Annotated in this window: 22 protein-coding genes and 4 pseudogenes; 9 read left to right on the forward strand and 17 right to left on the reverse strand. The window is 69.7% G+C overall.

Annotated elements, in window-relative coordinates:
* Nucleotides 1–311 precede the first annotated feature (311 nt).
* Nucleotides 312–908, forward strand: a complete 597-nt coding sequence (locus tag HDC93_RS08605) for a DUF5994 family protein (protein WP_185008753.1) — start codon at nucleotides 312–314, stop codon at nucleotides 906–908.
* A 1,000-nt stretch (nucleotides 909–1,908) separates the two neighbouring features.
* Here HDC93_RS08605 and HDC93_RS08610 read toward each other — a convergent pair.
* From HDC93_RS08610 to HDC93_RS38245, 6 genes and pseudogenes are all read right to left on the reverse strand, one after another.
* A complete protein-coding gene (locus HDC93_RS08610; RefSeq protein ID WP_185008754.1) occupies nucleotides 1,909–2,952 on the reverse strand; it encodes an acyl-CoA desaturase in 1,044 nt (347 codons plus the stop codon).
* 1,082 nt (nucleotides 2,953–4,034) lie between these two features.
* Nucleotides 4,035–4,340 (reverse strand): twin-arginine translocase TatA/TatE family subunit, encoded by a 306-nt coding sequence (locus HDC93_RS08615; RefSeq protein ID WP_185008756.1) that lies wholly within the window; start codon nucleotides 4,338–4,340, stop codon nucleotides 4,035–4,037.
* Between the two features lie 64 nt (nucleotides 4,341–4,404).
* Complete coding sequence (locus HDC93_RS08620) at nucleotides 4,405–4,989, reverse strand: TerD family protein (RefSeq protein ID WP_185008758.1); 585 nt, start codon at nucleotides 4,987–4,989, stop codon at nucleotides 4,405–4,407.
* Complete coding sequence (locus HDC93_RS08625) at nucleotides 4,946–5,653, reverse strand: hypothetical protein (RefSeq protein WP_185008760.1); 708 nt, start codon at nucleotides 5,651–5,653, stop codon at nucleotides 4,946–4,948. The genes HDC93_RS08620 and HDC93_RS08625 overlap by 44 nt, the downstream gene beginning before the upstream one ends.
* Before the next feature lie 106 nt (nucleotides 5,654–5,759).
* The gene (locus HDC93_RS08630) at nucleotides 5,760–6,335 is read right to left on the reverse strand and encodes a TerD family protein (RefSeq protein ID WP_185008762.1); all 576 of its coding nucleotides are present in this window, start codon (nucleotides 6,333–6,335) and stop codon (nucleotides 5,760–5,762) included.
* A gap of 135 nt (nucleotides 6,336–6,470) precedes the next feature.
* Nucleotides 6,471–6,739 (reverse strand): annotated as a pseudogene (locus tag HDC93_RS38245) (GlsB/YeaQ/YmgE family stress response membrane protein).
* Nucleotides 6,740–6,921: 182 nt separating this feature from the next.
* On the opposite strand from HDC93_RS38245, the gene HDC93_RS08635 reads away from it, so the two are divergent.
* The gene (locus tag HDC93_RS08635) at nucleotides 6,922–7,311 is read left to right on the forward strand and encodes a BlaI/MecI/CopY family transcriptional regulator (RefSeq protein WP_185008765.1); all 390 of its coding nucleotides are present in this window, start codon (nucleotides 6,922–6,924) and stop codon (nucleotides 7,309–7,311) included.
* A gap of 6 nt (nucleotides 7,312–7,317) precedes the next feature.
* Nucleotides 7,318–8,253, forward strand: coding sequence for a M56 family metallopeptidase (locus HDC93_RS08640; protein WP_185008767.1), 936 nt, complete (start codon nucleotides 7,318–7,320; stop codon nucleotides 8,251–8,253).
* Between the two features lie 16 nt (nucleotides 8,254–8,269).
* Here the strand turns inward: HDC93_RS08640 and HDC93_RS08645 are convergent, their stop codons facing one another.
* From HDC93_RS08645 to HDC93_RS08670, 6 genes are all read right to left on the reverse strand, one after another.
* Nucleotides 8,270–8,476, reverse strand: coding sequence for a hypothetical protein (locus HDC93_RS08645; protein ID WP_185008769.1), 207 nt, complete (start codon nucleotides 8,474–8,476; stop codon nucleotides 8,270–8,272).
* A 121-nt stretch (nucleotides 8,477–8,597) separates the two neighbouring features.
* Nucleotides 8,598–9,053: a tellurite resistance TerB family protein gene (locus tag HDC93_RS08650; protein ID WP_185008771.1), complete on the reverse strand. Its 456-nt coding sequence runs from the start codon at nucleotides 9,051–9,053 to the stop codon at nucleotides 8,598–8,600.
* 152 nt (nucleotides 9,054–9,205) lie between these two features.
* A complete protein-coding gene (locus tag HDC93_RS08655) occupies nucleotides 9,206–10,246 on the reverse strand; it encodes a sporulation protein (RefSeq protein ID WP_185008773.1) in 1,041 nt (346 codons plus the stop codon).
* 96 nt (nucleotides 10,247–10,342) lie between these two features.
* Nucleotides 10,343–10,561 (reverse strand): hypothetical protein, encoded by a 219-nt coding sequence (locus HDC93_RS08660; RefSeq protein ID WP_185008775.1) that lies wholly within the window; start codon nucleotides 10,559–10,561, stop codon nucleotides 10,343–10,345.
* Between the two features lie 645 nt (nucleotides 10,562–11,206).
* The gene (locus tag HDC93_RS08665) at nucleotides 11,207–12,403 is read right to left on the reverse strand and encodes a cation:proton antiporter (RefSeq protein ID WP_185008777.1); all 1,197 of its coding nucleotides are present in this window, start codon (nucleotides 12,401–12,403) and stop codon (nucleotides 11,207–11,209) included.
* 3 nt (nucleotides 12,404–12,406) lie between these two features.
* Nucleotides 12,407–12,898 (reverse strand): cation:proton antiporter regulatory subunit, encoded by a 492-nt coding sequence (locus HDC93_RS08670; protein ID WP_260419469.1) that lies wholly within the window; start codon nucleotides 12,896–12,898, stop codon nucleotides 12,407–12,409.
* 269 nt (nucleotides 12,899–13,167) lie between these two features.
* Here HDC93_RS08670 and HDC93_RS08675 point away from each other — a divergent pair, with 269 nt between their 5' ends.
* The 5 genes and pseudogenes from HDC93_RS08675 (at nucleotide 13,168) to HDC93_RS08695 (ending at nucleotide 18,544) form a co-directional block, all read left to right on the forward strand.
* Complete coding sequence (locus HDC93_RS08675) at nucleotides 13,168–14,505, forward strand: hemolysin family protein (protein ID WP_185008781.1); 1,338 nt, start codon at nucleotides 13,168–13,170, stop codon at nucleotides 14,503–14,505.
* The gene (locus tag HDC93_RS08680) at nucleotides 14,502–15,527 is read left to right on the forward strand and encodes a hemolysin family protein (protein ID WP_185008783.1); all 1,026 of its coding nucleotides are present in this window, start codon (nucleotides 14,502–14,504) and stop codon (nucleotides 15,525–15,527) included. The genes HDC93_RS08675 and HDC93_RS08680 overlap by 4 nt, the downstream gene beginning before the upstream one ends.
* A gap of 182 nt (nucleotides 15,528–15,709) precedes the next feature.
* Nucleotides 15,710–15,892: pseudogene (locus HDC93_RS08685) on the forward strand (hypothetical protein); the annotation flags it as partial.
* An 847-nt stretch (nucleotides 15,893–16,739) separates the two neighbouring features.
* Nucleotides 16,740–16,952: pseudogene (locus HDC93_RS08690) on the forward strand (carbonic anhydrase); the annotation flags it as partial.
* 86 nt (nucleotides 16,953–17,038) lie between these two features.
* Complete coding sequence (locus HDC93_RS08695) at nucleotides 17,039–18,544, forward strand: SulP family inorganic anion transporter (protein WP_185008794.1); 1,506 nt, start codon at nucleotides 17,039–17,041, stop codon at nucleotides 18,542–18,544.
* A gap of 772 nt (nucleotides 18,545–19,316) precedes the next feature.
* Here HDC93_RS08695 and HDC93_RS38250 read toward each other — a convergent pair.
* Both HDC93_RS38250 and HDC93_RS08705 read right to left on the reverse strand, forming a co-directional pair.
* Nucleotides 19,317–19,745 carry a helix-turn-helix domain-containing protein gene (locus tag HDC93_RS38250; RefSeq protein WP_398984293.1) on the reverse strand — a complete coding sequence of 143 codons (429 nt, stop codon included), beginning with the start codon at nucleotides 19,743–19,745 and terminating at the stop codon, nucleotides 19,317–19,319.
* A 943-nt stretch (nucleotides 19,746–20,688) separates the two neighbouring features.
* Complete coding sequence (locus HDC93_RS08705; RefSeq protein WP_185008796.1) at nucleotides 20,689–21,507, reverse strand: IS5 family transposase; 819 nt, start codon at nucleotides 21,505–21,507, stop codon at nucleotides 20,689–20,691.
* Between the two features lie 295 nt (nucleotides 21,508–21,802).
* Between HDC93_RS08705 and HDC93_RS08710 the strand changes: the two are divergent.
* Nucleotides 21,803–22,758 (forward strand): annotated as a pseudogene (locus tag HDC93_RS08710) (tyrosine-type recombinase/integrase); the annotation flags it as partial.
* Nucleotides 22,759–23,170: 412 nt separating this feature from the next.
* Here the strand turns inward: HDC93_RS08710 and HDC93_RS08715 are convergent.
* From HDC93_RS08715 to HDC93_RS08725, 3 genes are all read right to left on the reverse strand, one after another.
* Nucleotides 23,171–23,662, reverse strand: a complete 492-nt coding sequence (locus HDC93_RS08715; RefSeq protein ID WP_185008798.1) for an SRPBCC family protein — start codon at nucleotides 23,660–23,662, stop codon at nucleotides 23,171–23,173.
* Nucleotides 23,659–24,042: a metalloregulator ArsR/SmtB family transcription factor gene (locus HDC93_RS08720; RefSeq protein WP_311774521.1), complete on the reverse strand. Its 384-nt coding sequence runs from the start codon at nucleotides 24,040–24,042 to the stop codon at nucleotides 23,659–23,661. Before HDC93_RS08720 ends, HDC93_RS08715 begins: the two co-directional genes overlap by 4 nt.
* Nucleotides 24,043–24,224: 182 nt before the next feature.
* Nucleotides 24,225–25,385: a beta-propeller fold lactonase family protein gene (locus tag HDC93_RS08725; RefSeq protein WP_311774522.1), complete on the reverse strand. Its 1,161-nt coding sequence runs from the start codon at nucleotides 25,383–25,385 to the stop codon at nucleotides 24,225–24,227.
* Nucleotides 25,386–26,023: the final 638 nt, after the last annotated feature.

Raw genomic sequence — 26,023 nt, forward strand, 5'->3', positions numbered from 1 at the left:
CGGCTTGGGGAGTGACGGCATTTGGGCACATGCAGGGGTCCTGACCTGCGCCTACACGGTCCGGGGCCAGAGGCCACAGCCCGGATCGAATCTGTCCGCAACTCGCCCGGAATCGTTGCCTCAGGGACGACGGTTACGAGGAGGAACGCATGAGGTCCGCCCCTCTCTTGTCCGCACGGTCCGTCGGGCCTGCCGGAGGAGTACGCTGGACTCACCGAGGATTTTTCGAACACCGGCTTTCAGGCTCGTGTCGTTTTCGGCGATTCAATATTCCGGGCCGATCTCGGTCGGCCCGGGGCAGGGTTCGCGTCATGATGGCGACCATTACCCACCCGCCGACGACCGAAGCCGAAGACCGGCTCTCCTCGCTCTCTCCGCGTCTGTCGCTGGCTCCCACCGGCTCCGCACCGGCTCTGCTGGACGGCGCCTGGTGGCCACGCTCCCGCGATCTCGAGGCGGAACTCCCGTCCCTGACCGCCGTACTGGATCCGCTGTGGGGGCGGATCACCCGGGTCACGGTGAATCCCACTCAGTGGCCGGTCATCCCGCGCAAGGTGCCGGTCGCCGGGCACGTGGTGAACGTCGGCTGGTTCCGGGACGAGCAGGATCCGCACGAACTGCTGTTGCTCTCCTACCACGTGGGCCGCTGGAACCTCTTGGTCGTCCCGCCGATGACGGCCCCCGACTCGGCCGCCTGGCTGATGGCCGCCGCGAGTGACCCGCGGGGTATGTCGACCGCGAGCCGGTTGATGGAGGAGGCGGCGCGCCTGCGGACGCTGCGCGACGCCGACCGGGCCGTGGAGGCGGTCTGGGACTCCGAAGGAGGGCACGAGTCACGCGACTCGGCCGCACCTCCACGGGTGCCCGCCATGACCGGCACGGTGCCGCAGCAACCGAGGGGAAGGTGAGAACGGTGGAGATTTTCGTGACCGTGGCCGTGATCCTGGGACTGATCGCGGTCGGGGCGCTCCTCATCCGCCTGCTGAACTCGCAGCACGGCGACCGTATGGCCGGCGTCCACTACGGCCGCACCGGGATGCCTGTGGCGGGACCGGCTCCGTCGGCTCGGCGAAGGGCCCGCCGCGGGGCGGCGACGAGCCGTACCGGCCGCCCCGGTGGACCCGGACCCGTCGTACGCGGGCGACTCCGCCCGCGTGCCCGTGCAGGAACGGGCCCCACCCTTCCGGCAGCCTCGCCCGGCCCGTCCCCCGACGGGCGGAACTGACCGCACCGACAGCACAACCCGCAATCCGGGACCCCGGCCGCAGCCGCGCACACGACTGGCCGGGGGCCCACCCGCGTCCGGTGTCCGCGGGCCGGGGCAGCCGACCCTCCAGGACACGATGCCCGTCGGGCTCGGACCTCCTGTCCGGTTCGTGGCGCATCCCCGGACGGCGGTCCACCACGAAGCCCGCCGATCCGGGCTCGTTCCGCGAGCCCGCCGACCCGGGCTCGTGGAACGGCCCTCCACCCGCCACCGCGCACACCCCCGTATGGGCGGCACGCCGCGAGGCCAGGACCCGGCCCGGCCGCGACGGCGCCTCGACGGCGCCTCGACGGGCACTCCGGAACCGAGGAGCCCTGCCCCTTCCACGGCTGAACGTCCACCGGCGCGACCACACCACCCGCACGCTGATCACTTCGTCGGTCTCGTGATCGGGTGGCTCATGGACGGTGATCTCGAGCCGGGCGACTTCATCCACCGCCGGGACCGGCAGGACCGCATCCGCGATGACCGGCGACGGGCCGGGGGAGACCGGCTGCGCTGACCGGGGAGCCGATCGGCGCCCGGGCATCCACGGCGTGGCGCGGTGCCGTCACCGCCGCCGACGGTCCTCGCGAGATCGCCGGACGCCCGCTTCTACGCGGGAACCCGGCGGTCCTCGCGAGATCGCCGGACGCCCGCTTCTACGCGGGAACCCGGGTCTTCCGGAGCGGTGCTCCCGCCTGATGGAGGCTGACGAGGGCCAGCCGGTAGGAGGTGACCAGCCCGGTCTCCACGTAGTCCACGCCCAGGTCCTCGCAGTGGCGCCGGACGATGGTCCGCGCCCTGCGCAGGTTGGGGCTGGGCATGCTGGGGAACAGGTGGTGCTCGATCTGGTGGTTCAGCCCGCCCAGCGCGATGTCGGTGAGCCGGCCGCCGCGCACATTGCGCGAGGTGAGCACCTGGCGGCGCAGGAAGTCCGGGCGGTCCTCTCCCTTCAGGATCGGCATGCCCTTGTGGTTGGGCGCGAAGAGGGAGCCGAGGTAGACACCGAAGAGGCACTGGTGGACGGCGAGGAAGGCGATCGCCATGCCGAGGGGCAGCAGCCAGAACAGGACGGTCAGGTACACCGCGAAGTGCGCGAACAGCAGGACGCCGTCGAGCGCTCGGTGCTTGAGCGAGCGGTTGGCCAGCGCCCGCGCGCTCGACACGTGCAGGTTGAAGCCCTCCAGTGTCAGCAGCGGGAAGAACAGGAACGCCTGCCAGCGGCCGATCAGACGGGGGAGTCCGGTGGCGGCCCGGGCCTGGTCCTGGGACCAGACCAGCAGATCGGGGTCGAGGTCGGGGTCGAGGTCCTCGTGGTTGGGGTTGGCGTGGTGGCGGGTGTGCTTGTCCTGCCACCACCCGTAGCCCATCCCGATACCGGCCCCGGCGATCCGTCCCGACACTTCGCCGGCCCGGCGCCGGCGGAACACCTGACGGTGGGCCGCGTCATGGGCGAGCAGGGCGACCTGGCCGAAGACGACGGCCAGGAAGGCGGCGACGGTCAGGGTCCACCAGCTGTCACCGACGAGCGGGACGGCGGCCCACCCGGCGACGTAGAGCCCGGCGACCACGGTGATCCGCAGGGCGTAGTAGCCGGGACGGCGGCCCATCAGGCCGGCGTCGGCGATCTTCCTCGACAGCCGGGCGAAGTCGCTGCCGGACCTCTCCGAGGGCGGGGGGCGGACGACGGAATGCGTGGTCATGACGATTGTTCTCCCCGGGTGAGGCCGATGACTCGGCGCCGCCCGGGAGCCGCTGAGACCGGGCCGTAGGTAGGGATGCGCTTCCTCCGGTGCCGGAAGCGCATCGCGCGACCGCGGAGCAAGGACGACGTCTGCTTCGTCAGCGGGCGGCCGCGCAGGCCCTCTATCTGAATGCGTGTTCCCTGCCGGACGGGACTCACACCCCGCGACGGCACCGGGCTTGCGGTGCGGGCCGCGACGTCGATGTCCTGGCGGGATCGGTGACAGAGGCAAAAGCGGTCCGCCTGGGGCGAGTTGCGTATGACCGTGATCAAGCAGGGCGACGTGGGCGTCGGGCCTGTCCGGTCATGCGGCGAGGGCGGGAGCAGCGGGCAACTCGGCTGGTGTTCCGACTCCGTTCCGCCGTCCACAACCTGTGGGCGAAAGACCCCGGCCCCTGTGGGGCGGCGTGGCGCGCATCTGGCACGCGGCCCGTCCGCGCCGCGCAGCAAAACGGCCCAGGCCTCTGACCTGGGCCTTCTTCGTAGAGCGGGTGACGAGAATCGAATTCGCGAAAAGACGGGGGCGGCGCCGCTCGCGCAGGTGCTCGGAGAGGTACAGCGCCAGATAGCGGGTGACGGACTCGAGCGCGGCCTTGGAGACGCCCAACCGTCTGTCCGCGTCCGCTGCCGCGCGCTGGACCTCGACCTCGCCAGTGGGCGCCTTCTCCGGGCACCCATGCCTTCTGCGGGCTTGATCCAGAAAATGGGTCACGGGCAAGGCGCTCGGGTACGACCCTTCGAGGAGGTGCGGAAGCATGACAGGGCCACGGAACTGCGCCGTGCCTACGACTGGTTGAGGGGAGAGCGATCCGAATCTGGGGCTGACGGCCGCCAGTAGCAACGACAAGGCTCTGCAGGCCATGCATACCTGGGAGGCCGACCGCGACCGCCTCACGGAGGCCGAGGTCGAGGACACGCATTTCTTCGGCTTCGCAGGACAGAGCAGGCTGGCCCAGCTGATCGACTTCGTCTTCGTCTCCGCGGACCTGCGGGCGCACGAGGAGGCCGACGGCCAGAAGGCGACGACGGCACTCGGACGCATCATGGCCTGCTGTCCTGCGGCGGCGTACCGCTCGCGCGCTCGGTCCGTTCCGGTGCCGGGGCCGACGGCCGCTCCATGCCGGGGGCGGTCGCGCCGGTGCCCGGTACGGCGGTCTCACCCGGGATGACCCGGGGCGGCGTGTCTGCCTCCTTGTCGTTCTCCTCCTCCTTCTTCATGGCGCGGGCCTCGGCCTTGAGGATGCGGGCCGACTTGCCTGCGGAGCGGGCCAGCTCGGGGCCCTTCTTGGCGAGGATGACGGCTATGACCACGATGAGGATGACGGCGAGTTCGCTCAGTCCGAACATGGTGTCCTGCTCTCTCTTCTCCGGGTCCCGGGCCTGGACGGCGTGAGCGTAGCGGCGGTGGCGCTCAGAGGTGGGGCGTGATGGCCGGAAGCAGGTCCTGGAAGGTGCGACCGGTGGCGGGTGCGCCGATGGCCCTCATCTGCCAGCCGCTGCCGGAGCGGTGGACCTTCGCCATGATCTGGGCTGTGTGGGCACCGCCGCCGGTGAGCGTGTACCGGGCCAGTTCGGTGCCGGTCGTCTCGTCGACGAGGCGGCAGAAGGCGTTCTGTACTTCGGCGAAGGTCTGGCCGGTGAAGGAGTTGACGGTGAAGACGATCTGGTCGATGTGGCTGGGTACGCGGGCCAGGTCGACCAGGACGGCCTCGTCGTCGCCTCCAGTGCCCGCGCCGCCGGTGAGGTTGTCGCCGGTGTGCCGGACCGAGCCGTCGTCGCTGACCAGGTGCTGGAAGAAGACGACGTCCGCGGCCTGCCCGGCGGCGAAGAGGACGGCGGAGGCGTCCAGGTCGATCTCGCGGGTCCCGGTGAGCTTGGCGAGGAAGCCCTTGCGGGGCGCGGCCTGCCAGCCGAGGCCCATGCGGACGGACGTCAGGGCGGTGCCGTCGGACTTACTGAGGCTGATCTGCTGGCCCTTGCTCAGGTTGACCGACATGGGACGGGTGCTCCTTCGGGTTGGTGGCGGTGCGGGAGTCATGGAAGTGGGCGGTGCGGACGCCCAGGGTCGGGGTGGCGCGGAGGGACGGATCCTCGCGGAGGCACCGCCGCAGGTGGGGCAGCATGCCCCGGTCCAGCAGGGCCCGCTGCCAGTTCTGTCGTGCCTGCTGCACGCGTGCCTCATGTGCGGTTCCATTGCCGCCGCGTATCGCCGTTCTCGACATCGCGGCGAAGGTGAGGAGGGCACTGGAGCCCGCGATCAGCGTCAGGACCCATCCGGCGGTGACCAGTGAGCCGGGGAGCGTGTCTTGCGTGCCGGTCAGTCGGAGCAGGTAGCCGAGGACGAGCAGGACCGCGGCAGATGCGGCGGCGATGAGCGGAGTGAGTACCGCCAGGGCCGGCAGCAGGCTGCCGGCGGCGCGGTGTGGCGGCGGGTCGGGCTCCGCCGATGTACGCAGGGCGAGGTACGTGCCGTATTCCGCGCGTGCCGTGGCGGCTATCTCGTCGGCGTCCCCGAGTGCGCGGAGACGCAGGCGCGCCGTGGCCTGGCCGGTGGGATCGGCGTTCAGGGCCGCAGGGATGTCCGTGGTGGTGAGTGCCAGGTGCAGTACCGCTTCGAAGTCCGGCCTGTCCTCCTGGCGAAGGCGCAGTGGGTCGGCCACATGGTCTCCTGCGTGGTGGAAGGCTTCGGTGTCGCTCCCGGAGCGGTGCGGAGGCGGCGCCGGACCTGCCCGGGGTGAGTCGGCCGGGCGCCGTCTCCACGAAATTTCAGACGCCCACACCGAAGTCGGCGGCGATCCCGGCCAGGCCCGAGGCGTATCCCTGCCCGACGGCACGGAACTTCCACTCTGCGCCGTTGCGGTAGAGCTCGCCGAAGACCATCGCGGTCTCGGTGGAGGCGTCCTCGGACAGGTCGTAGCGGGCGATCTCGGCACCGCCGGCCTGGTTGACGATGCGGATGAAGGCGTTGCGGACCTGGCCGAAGCTCTGGCCGCGGTTCTCGGCGTCGTGGATGGACACCGGGAACACGATCCTGTCGACCTCGGCGGGTACGCCCGCGAGGTTCACCTTGACGGTCTCGTCGTCGCCCTCGCCCTCACCGGTGAGGTTGTCGCCGGTGTGCTCCACCGAGCCGTCGGGGCTCTTGAGGTTGTTGTAGAAGACGAAGTGCTGATCGGACAGGACCTTGCCGGACGTGTCGAGGAGCAGCGCGGAGGCGTCGAGGTCGTAGTCGGTGCCGGTGGTCGTCCGGACGTCCCAGCCCAGGCCGACCAGGACGGCGGTCAGGCCCGGTGCCTCCTTGCTGAGCGAGACGTTGCCGCCCTTGGACAGGGAAACTCCCACTGCGTACTCCTTCTCGGCAGATGCGGTCGAGGCCCGCGGCACGGGCCCAGGCTCAAGAATCTACATCACTGTAGAGAAGGTGGAAGGGGGACGCGACCGTGCCTCGGGTCCGGCTCGGTCGTGCGATGTCCCGCGTCAGTCCCGTGAGTTGCCGAACAGCAGGCGATAAGCGATCAGCGGCACGAGTGCACCCGCGATGGCCGAGCCCCAGGTTGCGGCGTCGAAGAAATCCCGCTGTACCGGCCGGTCGAGGAAATGCGCCGACAGTCAGCCGCCCGGTAAGGCGCCGGCGATGCCGATGGCCGTCGTGCCGGTGAGCGACCGCCCGGATCGCGTCCGGGCAGGATGGCCTTGGCGGTCGCTCCGGCGGGGAGTCCCAGCGCCAGCCATGCGATGACACCCATGCCGCAACGCTCCTTTCCCGGTCCTTCTTGTGTGCGGGTATGCCCTGGGGCAGCGTAGCTTCTACAATTTTGTAGAGGGTGTGTGGACGGGGCTTCGAGGCTCGTCGGGCGGCGTGATGGTCCTGGGGGCGTCTATACGATGTCCGCTTGGGAAACTGACGGCGGGGGAAGGGAGGCAGGGTGTGACTGAGCAGCGGCAGCGTCCCCGGCGGCGGGGGCAGGGTGAGCTGGAGGCGCTGGTCCTGTCGGCGCTGCGGGAGGCGGACGGACCGGCGACGGCCGGCTGGGTGCAGGAGCGCCTGGGCGGCGACCTCGCCTATACGACCGTCATCACCATCCTGACCCGGCTGCTGGCCAAGGGGGCGGTCACGCGGGAGCGTGCGGGCCGGTCCTTCGCCTGGACGCCTGCGTCGGACCAGGCGGGCCTGGCCGCCCACAAGATGCGCAGGGTGCTGGACTCCGAAGGCGACCGCGAGGCGGTGCTGGCCAGCTTCGTGACCGGCCTCGGCCCGGACGACGAGCGGCTGTTGCGTGAGCTGCTGGGTCAGGCGAGGAACGAAGGGGAAGACTGAAGCCTCATGGGGGTGTTCGTCTTTCTGCCGCTGGTGCTGCCTCTGACGGCGTGGCCGATTGCGCGCCTGGCCGAGCAGCATCTGCATCCGCGGACCGCGACCCGGCTGCTGACCGGGGTGGCCGCGGTGATGGCGGCTTGCAGCACGCTGTGCCTCGGCCTCGTGATGGTGGTCGGCACCGCCCAGCTTCCCGGGAACCCGCTGCCCGATGGCTGGTCGGACCCCGAGGTGCGGGCGGCGGTCCCGTACGACGAGGTCGTCGGCAAGGCGGCGATCCCCGCGCTCGTCGTGGTGCTGGTGGCGTGCGGCCGGGCGCTCCGGCGGCACGGGCGGGTGCGCCGTCGTGCCCACCGGGCGCTGGCCGGGTTGCGGGAGACGGAGGTGGCCGTGCTCCCGGACGACCTCCCCTACGCCTACGCGTTGCCGGGAGGCGGTCGCCGCGACCGGGTGGTCGTGACCAGGGCCATGCTGGACTGCCTCGAACCGGCCGAGCGCCGGGCACTGTTCGCCCACGAGCGGGCCCATCTGACCGCCCGCCACCACCGCTTCCTGCTTGCGGTCCAGTTGGCCGCGCGGGCCAACCCGTTCCTGCGGCCGCTGCGTACGGCGGTGGCGTACACAGCGGAGCGGTGGGCGGACGAGGACGCGGCCCAAGCGGTTGGTAGCCGCCGGGCCGTGGCGTGTGCGATCGGCAAGGCGGCCCTGGTGTCTCGCGGTACCCCGGTGGCGACCCTGGCCGGCTTGGCCGCGGCGGGACCGGTGCCGCGCCGGGTGGCGGCCCTGCTCGGACCCGCTCCGACGGTGCGTAGCTGGCCGTCGGTGTTCACGTCGGTGGGCGTTGCGGCGTGGGGTGCGGCGGTGGGGGCTGCGGTGTCGGCGATGTCGTCGGCGAACTCCGCCGTGACGATGGTCTTCATCCTGCACGCGGCCACGCCCCTTTGACGGGCCGGGTGGGGCGTCAGGCGTGATCGGTGAGCGCGGCGACGAGCCGAACGAAGGCCGGCAGCGCAAGCAGACAGACGAACAACACCAGCCGGCCCGTCAGGATGCCTGCCAAAGCCGGCCCGCGGCCTTTCCCCGTCCATCCTCCGGCTCCGGAATCGGCCCACACGCCCGCCGGGGATGGCGGTCGGAGCGAAGCCATCATCGGCATCACCATGCTCACGGACAGCCCTTGACGCTCCGGCCCCCACCCCGAACTGAACGGCGTCGGGCCCAGAGCGCGTGCCGAGGCGTTGATCCCCCGGCATCCAAGGGACGCCGGCCCGCCACGTGGTCCGGGTCGGTCAGAGGTCGAACTCGTGGGGTGGCAGGTCGAGGGTGTAGCACGCCTCGCGGACCACGGCCTGCTCGTCCTTGTCGAAGTCGCCGTCGGCGCCGCCGATGACGATGCCGATCTGGATGACAGCCCGCGCTTCTGCGGGCTTCTTCTTCGCCTTGGCGATCTCCTGCATGACGCTCACCTTGCCGAAGTCGAAGTCGGCGGTGAGCTTGTCGAGGTTCTCCTCGAAGCGGCGGCGCAGGTCGTCGGCGTCGAAGTTCTGCAACACCTCGTTGGTGGCGATGAGCTGGGCCACACGCCGCCGCTCGGAGGGGTCGACGGTGCCGTCGGCGGCGGCGACGAGTGCGCACATCGCCATGCTCGCGTCGCGGAAGGCGCCGCTCTTCAGGTCGTTCTTCTTCGCCATGAGCTGGGTCTGCATCGTCGATGCGGACTCCTTGAGGCGGTCCCACAGGGCCATGAGAACTCCGTATGTGTCGGGAGGATGCCCGGACCGGGGTGCTCCGGACAGCGTTTCTTCTACAATGTAGTAGAAGTTATCAGCAGGGGGCGGAGCGGTGCGTCTGCCCACCCCCTGCTGGTGCACCCTTTGCCGTCTGACGGGGCCTGGTATCAGCCCTCGTCCTCCTCGTCGCCCTCGAAGAAGTCCCCGACCTCGTCCACGACTTCGGCCGCGACCATGCCGCCGACGACGCCGACCGCGAGCCCGGCGGCGCCGGCGGCGACGGCGGTGCCCATGCCGGGACCGGACCGGCGGTGGTCGTCGTGGTGGTGGTCGCCGTGCCCGTAGTGTCCGCCGTGCCCGTGCCCGTGCCCGTGCCCGTGCCCGTGCCCGTGCCCGGCGTACGGGTCACCGTGACCGTAGGCGCCGTGGGAGCCGTGCGACGCCCGGTGCTCGACCAACTGCCGGATCCAGCCGTCGACTTCCGTGGTCCAGTCGCGGGAATCGTGATGACCGACCGTGAAGCGCGTCAGCGCGTCGTGGCCGCCGGAGAAGAAGCCGCCGCGCTTGTCGGCCTCCAGGACGACCTCGACGCCGCCCGGGCCGGCCAGGAAGGTCACCTCGATCTCGTTGACGTGGTGCGCGTACTGCGGCGCGGGGGTCAGCTCGATCTCCTGGTAGAAGGGCAGCTGCTGGCCGGTGCCGCCGATGCGCCCGTACTCCAGGTCGGCCGACTTGAAGCCGAAGCCGAGCCGGCCGAGCGCCTCCAGGACGGCCTCCTGGACGGGCAGTGGGGCGATGTTCAGCTGGTCCAGGTCGCCCTTGTCCTTGGCGCCGGCCACCGCCAGCTCGGTGCGCACGCCGAGGACGATGCCAAGGCCCTGCCCGTACAGCTCGGTGATCGGCGTCTCCCACGGCAGCGTCACCGTGAACGGGATGCTGCGCTGCTGATCCGCGCCCAGCCGGAAACCGCCGCCGACGGTGAAACGCTCGAAGGCGACGACACCCTCGCTCTCGCCCTCGCTGTGCTCGGCCTCGACCCTGGCCACCAGCTCCAGGGTGATGTGCTCGATGTCGAAGTCGGCGTCTCCACCCTTGAGATGGACCTGGCCGGCCAATCCGCCGCCGGGACGGGCGGCTCCCGGGTCGATGACCGTGTCGACGGTGGGTCCGCCCACCCCGAGTGATCCGAGCAGTCGTTTGAACACCATGGTGGCGTCCACTCCTTATACGTGCGTGTGTCTCGTTCAGGGGTGGTGCCGTGCGCCGGGGCGGGCGCACGGCACCACGGTTGTGCGCGGGACGGGCTACTTGGCCGCGCCCAGCGCGGCGAGGGCCTGCGCCCAGCGGACGTACTTCAACTCGGCCAGGTCGGCTACGGTCTTGACCCCGAACGCCTCCTGGAGCAGCTCGCCGTCACGGTCGGAGACGCCCTTGAGCGCCCCCACCGGGGCGGCCAGGATCTCGGGCAGACTCTTGTCCGCCCACGCCTTGTCGAGCACCTTGTCCAGGTCGATCGAAGCCATGCGTGTCCTCTTCCGGGTGTGAGAGGCCCGGCCCAGTCGCGGGCCTTCTACAAACGAGTAGAAGCATAGGGCTGCCGCAGGCCGGGAGGGGCACGGTCGGCACGGGCTCGCCGGGAAAGGCCGAAAACGGGCTCTTGTGAGGCTGAGGCCGAGCACGGCAACGAGTTCGCCGCTTTGGGGGGGGCGTGTCCGAGGCGTCCGGCCGGCGGCTCCTTTCGCCTGTACTGCCGTCGGCGGCCCGTGCCGCTCAAGCACCGACGGTTCTGCCCGGTGGCCGCAGTCCGCTGGGGCGGCGCGGGATGCCCTGTGGGGGCGCCCCGGTGATCGGCGACCGGGGCACGCGGGGGTGCCGGATGGTCCCCGCCAGTGGGCCCCGGATTCCCTGGCGGCGAGGCGCGGTCGGCGCAGCCGTCCAGATGGCGGCCGTTCTCGCGCCGCACCCACGCCTCGGTCGGGCGCACCTCATAGCCGAGCTCCTGGGCTGAAGCTGAAGATGCAGGGTCCGGCCTGCGGATCTGGGAGACATCGTGGCCGGTCGGGTGGCTGTGGGTGTGGACGGGCCGGCCTCGGGTCTGGCGGCGGGGGACGTGACGGCGCGCGAGGCGCGGTGGTGCGGGGCTCGCGGTGGTGCGGGGCGCGCCGGCATCACTGACGCACGGCATTTGCCGACCCGTGAGTCGCGGGAGGGCCTTGCTTCGGCCGGGCGATCGCGGAGCGGGTGGGAGCGAACCGGGTGAGAACGGGACCGCAGACGGCGAGCAACATCACGTAGCTGGTGACCAGGGCCCCCAGGCGCTGATCCGTCGTACCGGCGAGCCCGATGATGACGACGGAGAACTCGCCGCGGGCGATGAGGGCCGTCCCGGCCCGCAGCCTCCCCCGCCGGCCGGCGCCCTCGCGGGCCGCGGCGTACCAGCCGGCGGCCACCTTGGTCGCCGCGCCGACCAGTGCCAGAGCAGCGGCGGCGGGCAGCATCGGCAGCAGGCCGCCGGGGTCGACGGACATGCCCAGGGCCAGAAAGAAGACGGCCGCGAACAGATCACGCAGCGGAGCGAGGACGCCTCGCGCCCGGTCGGCGGCCTCGCCCGTCAAGGACAGTCCGATGAGGAAGGCTCCGACGGCGGCGGAGACATGGATGAGCTCGGCCAGGGCCGCCACGATCAGGGTGATGCCGAGGATCCGCAGCAGCATCTGCTCGGGGTCGGGATGGGACATGACCCGGCCGACGTGGTGTCCCCAGCGGTACGAGCCCGTGATCGCCCCGGTGACCGCCGCGGCGGCCACCAGCACGGCCAGCAGCGCCTGCCACCAGGTGCCTCCGGCGGCCATGACAGCGAGCAGGGGAAGGAATCCGGCCATGGCGAAGTCCTCCACCACCAGCACGGACAGCACCGCCGGGGTCTCCCGGTTGCCGAGCCGGCGCAGGTCACCGAGCAGGCGGGCGACGATCCCGGAGGAGGAGACGTAGGTGGCGCCCGCCAGCGCCAGGATCCCGACGGCGTCCAGGTCGAGCAGCCATCCCGCCGCCGCGCCGGGCGCCGCGTTGAGCACCAGGTCCAGGGCGGCGGAGGGGCGGTGGCGGCGAAGGCTCGTGGTGAACTCCCGGACGGTGAAGTCCAGGCCGAGGATCAGCAGCAGCAGGATCACACCGATCGAGGCGCCGGTGTCGACGAACTCCCGGGCCGCCGGTACGGGGGCGAGCCCGCCCTCGCCCAGGGCCAACCCGGCCAGTAGGTACAACGGCACGGGCGAGAGGGCGAAGCGCCGGGCGAGAGCGCCGAGCACGCTGAGCGCGGCAAGGATGACCCCCAGCTCCAGCAGCAGCGCCGTCGGCGTGTGCAACGGTCAGCCCTCGACGATGCGCTGGACGCCCGCGATGCCCTCGCGGGTGCCGACGACCACCAGGACGTCCCCGGCCCGCAGGCCCTGAGCCGGCCCGGGCGAGGCGATGACCTCCTCGCCGCGCACCACGGCCACGATCGAGGCACCCGTGCGGGTCCGGGCCCGGGTGTCACCCAGGACACGCCCCGCGTACGGGCTGCCGGGGCCGATCTGGATCTGTCCCGCGCTCAGGCCCGGTACCTCCCGGGTCAGATCGGCGAACCGCTCGGCGATACGCGGGGCGCCCAGGATCTCCGCGACGGTGTCGGCTTCCTCGCTGGTGAAGCGGACCACCGGCCGGGCCTCGTCCGGGTCGTCGCTCGTGTACACCATCAGTTCGAAGTCCCCGGAGCGCCCGGCGACGATCGCGACGCGGTCGCCGTCCCGGTTGACGAACTCATAGCGCAGGCCCACTCCAGGCAGCAGGACCTCGTTGACGTCCACCCTCATCCCCATCAGCTGTGCGTCAGATGCCGGCCCGGAGCAGCGATCCGGGCCGCTGCCATGGATCTTCGGCACACACCGCCGGAGACTCGAGCCGAAGCGCCCTCGGGTGGTGCTTTGCGACTCCTTTACAGTTGGTGTAGAGGCAGGCAATCCTGTTTCCACCCACTGTCCACGTGTGATACGAGAAGGAGCGACGTACCCCCGATGGGTGAGCCTCCCAGTACCAGCTGTGCCATTGCCCGCAGGACTCTCGCGATCGAGGGAGCGGGGGTGGGACGGTGACCGAGGTCCTGCTGCTCCTGCTGGCCCTCCTCCTGACGTTGGCCTGCGCGGTGTTCGTCGCGGCCGAGTTCTCCCTGACCACGGTTGAGCGCGCTGACCTGGAGCGCGCCGCCGAGGCCGGCGAGCGCGGCGCGGACGGTGCGCTGAAAGCCGTACGACGTCTCACGCTGCAGCTCTCCGGCGCTCAGCTGGGTATCACCGTCACCTCGCTGGTGATCGGCATGCTCGCCGAGCCGTCCCTGGCTGCGCTGCTGCGCGGCCCGCTGCGGGCGATCGGCCTGGGTGGCGCCGCCTCGTCGGTGGCGACGGTGCTGGGCGTGGTCATCTCCACCGTCGTGCTGATGGTGGTCGGCGAGCTGGTGCCGAAGAACTGGGCGATCTCGCGCCCGCTGGCGGTCGCTAAGGCGGTCGCGGGTCCGCAGCGCGCGTTCACGGCCGCGTTCGGACCGTTCATCGGGCACCTGAACGGCACCGCGAACCGTTTCGTGCGCCGCTTCGGCCTTGAGCCGGCCGAGGAGCTGGCCTCCGCCCGCACCGCTGAGGAACTGGGCGCGCTGGCCCGGCACTCGGCCGCCGAGGGGGCCCTGGAGGCGGACTCCGCTGAGCTGTTCGTGCGGACCCTGCATCTGAGTGAGCTGACGGCGGAGAACGTGATGACGCCGAGAGTCGACGTCAACGCCCTGGAGGTCCACGCGACGGCCGCCGACGCGGCCAACCTCTCCCACGCGACCGGGCTGTCCCGCTTCCCCGTCTACCGCGACAGCCTGGACGAGGTGGTGGGCTCCGTCCACATCCGGGACGTGCTCGCCCTGGAGCCGGAGAAGCGGGCCGTCACGCAGGTCACGGAGCTGACCACGGAGCCCTTGCTGGTGCCCGACAGCCTCCCCGCGGACCGGCTGCTGGAGCGGCTGCGTGAGTACCGCACCATGGCCGTGGTCATCGACGAGTACGGCGGCACGGCGGGAGTGGCGACCGTGGAGGACATCGTCGAGGAGGTCGTCGGCGAGGTCCGTGACGAGCATGACCCCTTCGAGGCACCCGATTTGATCCCTGCCCCGATGACGCGGGACGGACGCGCGGTGTGGGAGGCGGACGGCAGCGTCCGCATCGACCAGCTCACGGACATGGGACTCACCGCGCCGGAGGGCCCGTACGAGACGGTCGCCGGGCTCGTCGCCACCCGTCTGGCCCGCATCCCGGGCAAGGGGGACGTCGTGCACCTCGACGGCTGGCAGCTCGAGGTGCTGGAGGTCGAGCACCACCGCGCCGACCGGATACGCATCACCGAATCGGCCGCCGCACCCACCGCCCAGCTCATGGAGGAGGCCCGATGACCGCGCTGCAACTGGCCATCGGCGCCCTGACGCTGCTGACCAACGCGTTCTTCGTGGGGGCCGAGTTCGCCCTGGTCTCGGTGCGCCGCAGCCAGATCGAACCGCACGCCCAGGCGGGCAACAAGCGGGCCCGGATGACGCTGTGGGCACTGGAGCACCTCTCGGCGATGATGGCCACCGCCCAGCTCGGCATCACCGTCTCCTCGCTGGTGCTGGGAGCGGTCGCCGAACCCGCCATCGCGCACCTGATGGAGCCCGGCTTCGAGGCGGTGCACCTCCCGCACGCCCTGGTGCACCCGGTCGCCTTCGTCATCGCGCTCACCCTCGCCACCTATCTGCACATGCTGATCGGCGAGATGGTGCCGAAGAACATCGCGCTGGCCGCCCCCGTGCCCACCGCGCTCCTGCTGGGCCCGCCCCTGGTGGCGCTCACCCGGGCGCTGCGGCCGTTCGTGTTCGGGATCAACGCCTTCGCCAACGCCCTGCTCAAACTGCTGCGCGTCGAGCCGAAGGACGAGGTCGAGTCGGTCTTCACCGACGATCAGCTCGCCCGTATGGTCCTCGACTCCAGCGAGGCCGGACTCCTCAGCCCGGCCGACGGCGAGCGACTGCGGGACGCGCTGGAGCTGGGCACCCGGCCAGTGGGCGAGATCGCGGTCCCGGCGCAGCGGATGCGCACCGTCGACCACACGATCACCCCCGCCCGGCTGGAACGGCTGGCCGCCGAGGCGGGCTTCTCCCGCTTCCCGGTCACCGGCTCAGACCGCACGGTCCTGGGCTACCTGCATATCAAGGACACCCTCGGCCTGACCGACCGTGACCGGCCCTTCCCGCGCACCGCGCTGCACAAGGTCACCCGCGTGCGCATCGACACCCCGCTGGACGACACTCTCACCGCCCTGCGTGCCGAGGGCAGCCATCTGGCCGCCGTCGTCGGGGAGAGCGCCAAGGTCATCGGCTTCGTGACCATGGAGGACGTGCTGTCCGAGCTGGTCGGACCGGCGGCTCCGGCCACCGTGTGACCGCCGGGCCGCCTCGCGCGCGCCCCCGCACGGGGCGGCCCGGCTCGTGTGTGCCCGACTGGCGTGGTGGAGCGGTCGCACAGAGATGTTGATCAGGGTGCTGACGATGTTCTGCGCTCACGCCACAGCCGTATCCGCTGCAGGACGAGGAACCAAGGACCCGGGTTGTTTCGGGAGGGCCGATGAGGGACACCCTGCGCTCAGTTCCTCAGGCCGCTGAGGAACAGCGGGGGCAGTCACTGTCCACCCACGCGAGACGGGGCGAGACGGCTGCTCCGAATCAGGTCAGGCAGCGGGACGCCTTCTTCGACAACGTGAAGTACCTGGCGATCGTGCTGGTGGCGGCAGGGCGCGCGTGGGAGCCGCCGTGAGAGGGCAGCCGCGTACGGCTGGCCTGCCTCCGCGGGAAAAGGTGAGCGGATGAAGCCTCGAAGATCGCCGAAACCTGGACCGGATGAGTAGTCCCCCGATATCTCGAATTGCATATCAACCGCAAACCACAGCGCCACGCCGCCTCATCAAGCGGCGTGGCGCCGCTGCTCCCCGGTGGGTGATTCAAGCGCTGGAGTACCACGCTCGCCGTGTACCACCAGCCGCGGATGACGGCGGCCGGCACGACGTGGCGCGTCAAAGGGCGCGACAGCCGCTCCTCCCACCAGGCAGCACCGGCCGGCAGCGCCTCGAGCACGGGCAGCGACAACACGGCCACAGCGCCCCTCCCGCGGCAATGACGGCTTCGCGCCAACTCCAGTTCGCTTTTCAGGCTCTCTTGACCTGTAAAGGCTCAATTGACCCCGCAAGCGACTTTGCCGAGTTAACGTGCTTCTTGACTGTTCTTTGACCGGTCGTTGGTGCATGCAAAAGGTAATGGGCTGCCTTGAGGGGGGCGCATGTTCCGAGGTGTGAGGTCACGGGCTGTGGTTTCGCTCTCGCCGCCGTCCTGCTGGTCCTCCCGTTCGGATCCGCGGTGCCCTGCGAGTCCGCGTGCACAGCCCGTCATCTCAAGGCCAAAGCCCTTGCCCATGAAGGCAAGCACCTCGGTCGCCTACGAGCCGACCACGCCCCACCTCGCGTACCACGGCCCGTCGAGATGGATGTCCGCCTGCTCACCGGCCGCTTCGCAGGTGTTCCGCTGCTGAGCAGAGAGAACCCCACACCCCTGCCCGGTACGTCCGACGCGTACCCCACGGCGCGCCAGGAGGTCCTCACACCATGCAACCCCTCATCGACAACGCCCGCTTATTCGGACAGCGCCCTGAGGAGTCCGCTCGCATCGAGGGCCGGCCCCCTCAGGTGCTGTTCCTCACCTGCTCCGACTCCCGTGTCGCACACGCTCTGATCATGGTCGCCCGGCCCGCCGAGCTCTTCGAACTGCGGACCGTGAGCAACCCGCTCCCGTCGTACGCCTCCGTCGTCCCCACCGGCCGGCACTGCGAGGTCCCGAGGGGAAACGTGCGGGAACACCGCATGGAGTTCGGCACCTTCGAGTTGGTGTGAGGGAGTTGATGGCCATGCTGTCCAAGTTCCCTTACCTGCGGCAGGACTTCCTCGCGTCCGTCGTCGTCTTCCTGGTCGCGGTGCCGCTGTGCGTCGGTGTGGCCGTCGCCTCCGGTGTCCCGGCCGAACTCGGCCTCATCACCGGCATCGTCGGCGGCCTCGTCACCGGGTTCATGCCCGGCAGCAGTCTGCAGGTCTCCGGACCCGCCGCCGGTCTGACCGTGATCGTCTTCGAGGCCGTCAGCGAGTTCGGTGTGGGCACGCTCGGCGTGATCGTGCTGTGCGCTGGTCTGCTCCAGCTCGCCATGGGGTTCTTGAAGATTGGCCGCTGGTTCCGGGCGATCTCCGTCTCCGTCGTGGAGGGCATGCTCTGCGGTATCGGACTGGTGATCATCGCCGGTCAGATCTACGCGGCGGCGGGCCTGAAGGCGCCGGAGACCGGTGTCGGAAAGACCGTGGGCCTGCCCGGGGCGTTCGCCGACGCGTTCGGCGACATGGAGGCCCTGACCTCCCTCGCGATCGGAGCGGGCACCATCGCCGTCGTCGTGCTGTGGAAGAAGATGCCCAAGGCGGTGCGGACCGTGCCCGGCGCCCTCGCGGCAGTCCTGCTGGCCATGGTCGCCACCCTCGCCCTCGACCTCCCGGTCGCCACGGTCCAGGTCGAAGGTCTGCTCGGCGTCGTCCAGCCGCCCGGGACCGAGGCCCTCGGCGAGCTGGCCGCCCCGGCCATCTGGGGCACGATCATCGCGTTCGCGCTGATCGCCTCCGCGGAGAGCCTGTTCAGTGCGGCGGCCGTGGACCGGCTGCACGACGGTCCGCGCACCCAGTACAACAAGGAGATGATCGCCCAGGGCGCGGGCAACACCGTGTCCGGTCTGCTCGGCGCGCTGCCGATGACCGCGGTGATCGTGCGCAGCTCGGCCAACGTCGCCGCGGGTGCGAAGACGAAGGCGTCCCGGGTGCTGCACGGCGTGTGGCTGTTGCTGTTCGCCGCCGTGATGCCGTGGGCGCTGGCCCTGATCCCGATCCCCGCCCTGGCCGGAATCCTCATGCACGCAGGCTGGAAGCTGATCCCGTTCCGGCAGATCGCGGCGCTGTGGCGGGATCACAAGGGCGAGGCGCTGATCCTCGTGATCACAGCCGTGTCGATCGTCGCGGTGAACATGTTCGAGGGGGTGCTCATCGGACTGGCCCTGGCGATCGTCAAGACGGCCTGGGAGGCGTCGCACGTCAAGCTGGAGGTCATAGACAAGGGCGCCGGACCGATCCAGGTCTACGTGTCGGGCAACGCCACGTTCCTGCGGCTGCCGAAGATCCTCGACAGTCTGGAGAACCTGCCGCAGGACCGCCCGGTCGAGCTGGACCTGTCGGGCCTGCACCACCTCGATCACGCCTGTCGTACGGCCCTGGAGTCCTGGGCGGAGCGGCACAGCAGGGTCGGCACGGAACCGGTGAAGATCACCGAGCCGGTCAAGGCCGTATCTGCCGAGAATGCCACGGCGGACACGAGACACCGTTGAGCAGTAGTGACGCAGGCCACATGAAGCGCGTCTCGCCATGCGAGACGCCGGGGGTTCGAGTTGCCCCAAGTGACCACTGAACGCCCCTGAAGTGGCCGCTTCACCTCGCTTCCACCTCGCTTAGGCACCGTTTAGGCACGCGAGGGGCGCGACACCCTCAGATGGGACTAGGCGACAAACAACCCCCAGGTCTCTGACCTGGGGGTTTCGCGTGGAGCGGGTGACGAGAATCGAACTCGCGCTCTCAGCTTGGAAAGCGACGGCGCCTGGGCGGGCTCCAAGGTCCTGACCAGCACGGATACCTGGCTATGGGGAGCGGTCGTCTGGGTCGCATGGCGCCGCTGTCGACCGCTGTTCCCCGCCCTTATGGGCACGCGGAGGGCACGGAACCCTGCAAGAGGTAGGCAAACGCCGGCGGCGGAGCCACTCCGAGTGGCTCGCCTGGTACGGAGATCGACGGCTGAAGCGGCGTTGCGTCCGCGTACGAGTGATCGCGCCACGGTCACCGCAGAGGCGTGTGGGAGAGCGAGGCGACAGATGTGGCGGGCGGCGGTGGCGGGGCGTGGTGTGCCGTGGGAGACCTGACCGATGGGCCAGGCACTGGGGGCGGCCGCGACAGGGTGGCGTCCAGACTGATCACTTGGTCACGGAAGGGGGCACTTTTCATCGACCGATAGGGGGTCACGGTTCAAGGAACGGCGACAGGCGTCCGGTTGTGGGCCGACGAGCTGGGGGAGCGGCAGCTCAGCGTGGTGGCCCTGCCAGGCGTAGCTCAGATCAGTCGGCCGGGATCACGGCCGAGGCCCGCAAGAGTGACCCCCTTGCGGGCCTTGCGGGCTTCGGATGGCCGTCCAGGTCGGGATGGGCAGGAGGCGGGCCACCCCGACCGGACCTCATTGAATGTATTTGGCGGGTAGCTCTTGTGGAACCGGCGCCCGATCAGCGTCTTGATCCGCGACAGGGTCCAGGTCTGGTCCGGCCAGCCGTATGCCACCGGTCCCTTGGCCAGTTCCCGCTCGAGCACGGCGAACAGTTCGTCACTGAGCAGCGGCAGTGACGCCGGACCCTTGGAGGCCAGGGCCCGGGGCCCGTTCTGCGACCAGGCTCTGCGCCAGCGCTGAACCGATCGGACGCTGACCCGCAGGTCGTGCGCGATGACCGAGTTCTCATCGCCCTGGGCGAACCGCTCGGCCGTCTCCATCCTCAACTTCTCGCGGAAGACCCGCCGTTCACCGGTCAGTCCGCCCCCTTGCGCATACCTCATGCAGTCGGCATACCGCAGGGATTACGAGGCGTCAGCCCCTACGACACCACGCTTTGAGGGTCAGTAGTTCACCCGCCCACATGAGGCTCGCCCGAAGTCCAGGCTTTCTCCGCCTAGATCTCAGCACAGCAGCAGTACCCATTGAGCCAGCAGTAGTAGTGCCCTTGCATCAACCTTCTGTTGCAACTGGCACAGACGGCGATGTTGTGAGGGTTGACTCGAACGACAGAGGTATTCTCGAGCTCCAGGACGGCGCCGACCACATCGCGCCCATGCTCACGAATTCCCTGCTGCACGAATTCGAAAGCGCCGTAAACCTTCCCGCACTCGCATTTGATGCGGTTGGAGTAGAGGGGTCCAGTATCCTTGATCCCCAACTCGGATTGAATCCTGGCTTTCTCTTCCTTCGTCACCGGCTCCATTGCGGCTTCTCTGATCCGCCGGGGAGTCCAAAACCACGAGTGTACAGCCGAAGCTGCGTCGTGGGAGACGTAGAACGTCGCTGACCTTCCGTTTCGCAAGCAGTCTTGAATGGCGGCTACCACCGTGCTTGTGTCTGCAGACATGACGGATTTCCCGTCGCTGACTGCGGCCTCAATGGTCGTCAGTGACGAACTATCCATGACGCATCCTCTCGGAAACGCGGTCGATGCGATAACGTCATGCTCTCCCGATTGGGCAGGGGTTGCCACTTGAGGGATTTGAAGGCGCCACGTGCATGGGCATCGGCGGAGCGGCTTTGGGCTGGAGCTGCCATGGGGCGAGAGATCGGGCCCGTGCGCTGGCCGCGAATCGGGCAGTCTGTGGACCTGCCCGCAATAGCCCGATCGGGTCCCCGATCTTCGAGGCTCGCCCCATGGTGGCTGCGTAAGACGGTGTCCTATGTGGTGAGGCGGACCAGTCGCTTGTAGCAGCACAGGGCTGCGGCAAGGCCGAGAAAGGCCAGGTAGTTGCGTGGATGGCGCTCGTAGCGGGGACTGAGTCTGCGATAGCCGGACAGCCACGAGATCGTCCGCTCGATCACCCACCTGCGGCGGCCCAAGCGTTCGCTGGACTCGACGCCTTTGCGGGCGATGCGCACGCCGATGCGCTTGCCGCGTAACCATTTCCGCAGGTGGGGGATGTCATACGCCTTGTCGGCATGCAGGCGCTGAGGCTTGAAGTAGCGGCCGTTGTGCGGGTCGTGTCTCGTTTGGTGACCCTCGACCATGGGCCTCAGGCCTTCGCTGTCGTGGACGTTGACGGCGGAGACGCCGACGACCAGAGGCAGTCCGTTCGCGTCCGACAGGACGTGCATCTTGGAACCCGGCTTGCCCCGGTCCACGGGGCTCGGACCTGTGTGTTCGCCCCCTTTTTTAGCGCGGACCTGGGCGGAGTCGAGGACCACGCGCGAGACGTCGATGAGGCCGGCGTCATCGAGTCGGTGCAGAACCGCTTCATGCAGCCGGCCCCAGACGCCCGCCCGCGACCAGATCAGGAACCGGCGGTGCGCGGTCGACTTCGATATCCCGAAACACGGCGGCAGGGCCCGCCAGGCGCAGCCGCTGACCAGCACGTAGATGATCGCCGCGAACAGCGTCTCATCAGGCGTGTCCTGCGTTCCGCCGCCCTGCGGCCGCACCTTCGACGGTGGGATCAGCGGCTTCGCGATCTCCCACAGCCCGTCCGGAACAATCCAACTCCATGTACCCCGCCCCATAGACAGCTCAACGAGCGATCACCACATAGGACACCGTCTGAAGCCGTGGAGCCGACCGCGCCAGCCCCTACGGGCTGTTCTCTGCGTTGGCTCACGCCGCGAGCGTCCGGCGGCCGGGCGGAGCGGGGCGGCGACCGGAGCGTCGCCCGGCGCCAAGCCGGGCGCGCGGCGACCGGAGCGAGCCCTTGAACCCGTGAAGAAGGTTGTTACTCAGTAGCGGCTGTGATGCACCACAAGGGAGCGTCGTACTGCTGCGGACGGTTGTTGACGAGCAGCTGGCGCAGGTCCTCGCGAGAAGTGGGTGGAGGAACGGGAGCTCGCGCCGCTGACGCAGGACCTGTACCGCTACCTCCTCGACAAGCACCTGTTCGCGTTCGCGGACTTGGACCTGGACGAGATCACCGCGCCCCGAGTCCGGGAGTGGCGGGCTGAACGGCTGCGGCTCACAGGTGCCAAGACAATCACTGCCAAGGCGTACCGGCTCCTCAAGGCCATCATGGAGACGGCCGTGGACGACGAGCTGATCACGCGCAATCCGTGCCGTATCAAGGGCGCCGGTAAGGAGAAGGCCGCTGAGCGGCGTATCGCCACCGTCGGCCAGGTGGACGCCCTCGCCAACGTGGTCGGAATGCGGTGGCGACTCATGGTCTACCTCGGCGCTCACGGTCCGCTGCGACCGGAAGAGCTGGCCGGTCTCCGGCGCCGGGACGTCGACGTCGACCACTTACGCCTCCGCGTCCGCCTCGCCGAACCGGAGCGGATGAACGGGCGCCGCGTCCAGGGCGACACCAAGTCCGAAGCGGGAACCAGGACTGTGATTCTTCCCGCCTTCCTCCGCCGGGAGCTCCGTTGGTACCTGGAGTCCTACGCCGAGCCGGGCCCCGACGGGCTGCTCTTCGTCGGGGAGAAGGGAGCTCCCTTCCGACGCGGCACCTTCGGGCGGAGTGGCGGAAGTGGCGGAAGTGGCGGAAGGCCCGGGAGATCGTCGGCATGCCGGAGAGCTTCCGGTTCTACGACCTCCGGCACACCGGGCACAGCCTTTCGACGCGCTCCGGGGCCACCCTCAAGGACACGATGGTCCGAGCCGGGCAGTCCTCGGAGAAGGCCGCGCTTATCTATCAGCACTCCGACGAGGAGCGATAGGAGGAGGTCGCCGTCGGCCTCGACGCCAGGGTGCAGAAGGCTCGGAAGGAGGCTGCCCGAAAGGCCGCCGAGAAGTGTTCTGGCATGGATCTGGCACGCGGCCAGTGATCACCCCGGACAGCACAACGGCCCAGGTCTCTGACCTGGGCCTTCTTCGTGGAGCGGGTGACGAGAATCGAACTCGCGCTCTCAGCTTGGGAAGCGACGGCGCTTGGACGGACTCTATGGCTCTGACCTGCCCGGATGCCTTTTGTCTGGGGCGAGTTCGGTGTGGGATCGCACCGTCGTTGACCGTGGTTGTCCGCTCCTTTGGGCACGCTATGGGCACGGCGTCGTGCAGAGGGGGTTCGGGGCGTGTGCCTACTGCCCCAGGGCCTGGGCCGGCCATCGACTGGCATGTCTGTTACGCGGGGCCGTCGCAAGCGCACATGTGTGCGACGTGAACGAACACGTGGACGTCAGGCCGTTCGGCGCATATCGCCCCGGCGATCGTCGACAACAGTCCGGGGTCGCGGGGCCCTCATGCCAGAGACTCGAAGTACGCCTTCTGCGCGGGGTAGTAGTCCTCGAAGGCGGGCCGGCGCTCATCCGTGCGCGAGGCAGTGAGCATGTCCAGGTAGTACTCCCAACCGGGGCCGGTCGATCCCAACTGCTCAGTGGAGGTGAGGTGATGGATCAGCCGGATTTCGGTGGCGCCCTCGGTCTCGGCCAGCACCAACTCCAGCGACCAGGAGCCGGCCTCGTCCTGCATCGAGACGGCGAGCCGCCGCGGTGGCTCGCAGGCGTCGATCCGGATCGGGCACCATGGCGCCGACTCCTCGTACGTCAGCTGCACCTCGACGGTGCGGCCGGGCGCTGCCTCGCCGCGCCATGGGCCGAACCAGCGGGCGGTGCGTTCGGGCTCGGTGACGCTCGCCCAGACGTCGTCGGCGGAGGCGCGGTAGGTGCGGGTGAGGATCAGGTCATATCCAGACGGCGTGGGGACGAGTCGTCCGGTGGGTTCTGGGGTCATGCCGTGTCCTCCCTGGGAGGGTGCGAGGTGGTGGCGGATTCGGCCCGGCTCCGGTCCCGTCGGGTGCGATGGACCTCGGTCTCCAGCGCTGCGAGGCGCTGTGACCAGCCGGGCCGTCGCGTGTCGAACTGGTCGAGCCACATGGCGAGGGTGCTCAGCCTGGTGGCGACGAGCGTGTAGCGGCGGTGGCGTCCCATCTGCTCGTCCCGGACCAGGCCGCTCTCCCGGAGTACTCGCAGATGACGGCTTACTGCCGGGCGGCTGACGGGGAACCGAGCAGCGATCTCTCCCGCCGTCAGCGGCGTGTGACGCAACATGGACAGGATCTCCCGGCGCACCGGATCGGCGATGGCGTCGGCCACCTCGGTCAGTTCGTCCACCTCAGAAGCGTAACCCATCGGTTACGCGTTCCGCTGTCACTTCGCTGCGTGCAGCCGGGCTCAGCGTCCGCAAGTGCTGTGCAGCAGGGCCGGGGCGCCCTGTGGGGGACGGGTCTGCCGCATGCTCCGGCCACGCGCCGCCGGCTTTCCGTCGATGCGTTCTCGCCGGTTCGCCCCGGGTGTCACATCGCGGCGACGCCCTCCATGCCGGACTCGCCGAACGCGGGCAGGCCCTCGGCGGTGGTGACCTTGGTGAGGGATCCGTTCTTCTCGACGCGGAAGCCGTCGATCGTGCCGGAGGTGGCGTTCTGGACGTAGACGAACTTCTCGTCCCCGGTCACGGCGATGTCGATCACGCCCTGCGATTTCGCTGATGGCGGGGTGGCCACGCCGACCTCGTTGGTCAGGGCGAGCCGTCCGTGCTTGTCCATGCGGTACCCGGTGACGGTGGAGTTGCCGGTGTTGCCGCCGTAGAAGTGGTCGCCCGCGCGCTCCAGCCAGCACAGGACCTCCTGACCGTTGGCGAGCGGCTTCTGAAGGACCTTCAGCTTTCCGTTGTGCTTGACCTTGTAGGTGGTCACCGTGGACCTCTCGGCTTCGGCGATCAGCATCCGGCTGCCGGAGCGGTCGAAGCTGATGGCGAACGGCACGTTGCCGGCGGACTTGTTGACGACCGGCTCGGCGACGGCCGGCAGGCCGTTGCGCTTCAACGGGAAGACCTCGACGGTGTTGTTCCCTTTGGTGGTGACCACCAGGTTGCGGCCGTCCGGGGTGATCTCGACTTCGCCGGGCGAGGTGTCGAACCGCGGTACGTCCTCGTTGGCCAATCCGAGGGAGCGGAAGGACCCCCGCATCGGTACGAGCCCCTTCGCGGTGATCCGGTAGCCCTGGACGCTGCCTTCGCCGCCCGCGTTCATGACGTACGCGACCTTGCCCCGCACCGCGATGCTGGAGGGGAACTCGCCGCCGGTGTCGACGATTCGGCGGTCCTTCAGTTTCGTTCCCTCGACGCGGAAGGAGGTCAGCGTGCCGCTGCCCGCGTTGACCCCGAGCAGCAGTCCGGAGGCGTGGTCGTAGACGAGGGAGCCCTGGGAAGCGAGGGAGTCGGTGGGGGCGTCGACTTGGTCGCCGCCCCGGCCGCCCGTGGCGTAGGTGCCTCCGGGTTTCAGTTTGCCCTGGTCGTCCCGTGCGAAGACGTGGATGGTGTTGCCGCCCAGTTCGTTGCCCTGCACGAAGACGGCTCGCTCGGCTTCCGCCCCGGACGTACCGTACTGGCTCGCCGAGGCCAGGGACACGGCCACGGTCGCCGCCGCCACGGCGGCGAGGGCACTGCCGCCGATCACGATCCGCCGCGTCCTGGACTTCGAACGGTGACCGCGATGTTCTCCAGTCCTCCGGCTCGGACGGTGCTCACTGCGCTCGCCGTACATACTCACGACCCACTCCTTCAAGCCTGATGGTGTTGTCGCCTCCGCGTGGATGTTCGCGACGGGACAAGAGTGGCCGGTGGCGGCAGTGAGATGAGCGGGGAACATGGGCCCGTCAGACTCTCGTAAGCAGTTCCCGGGGTGACCACCGATCGCCCCCTCCGCAGGGCGTTCAGACCTTCCGGAACGGGCGGACGCGGAGTGGGACCTGGCTGGTCGAGCTGACAAGACGCGGCCACCGTGACCGCGCTCGCGTCGGCCGGCAGGGGCCGAATCCACCGTCAGAGGCCGCCGTCGTGCGGGGAGCCGGGGACCGACGCCGGCCGCTCCACGGCTACGGGGGTCTTACGCGTTCTGCGCAGGGGCACGGCGGAGCCGGCGCCGCGTACCACTCCGGCCTCGACGCCGCCGCGGGGATCTCCGCGGGCACGGTGGTGGACCCCAAAGTCCACGGGGCGGCCGGGTGGCCGTTCGCGACCGCTGCCCAGCAGTGACCGACGTCATGATGATGCATCTGGTCAAGCACGTGTCGTCAGACAAGGGTGCCGGTCACG

It is taken from the genome of Streptomyces sp. AK010 (assembly GCF_014207295.1).
Taxonomy (GTDB): Bacteria; Actinomycetota; Actinomycetes; order Streptomycetales; family Streptomycetaceae; genus Streptomyces; species Streptomyces massasporeus.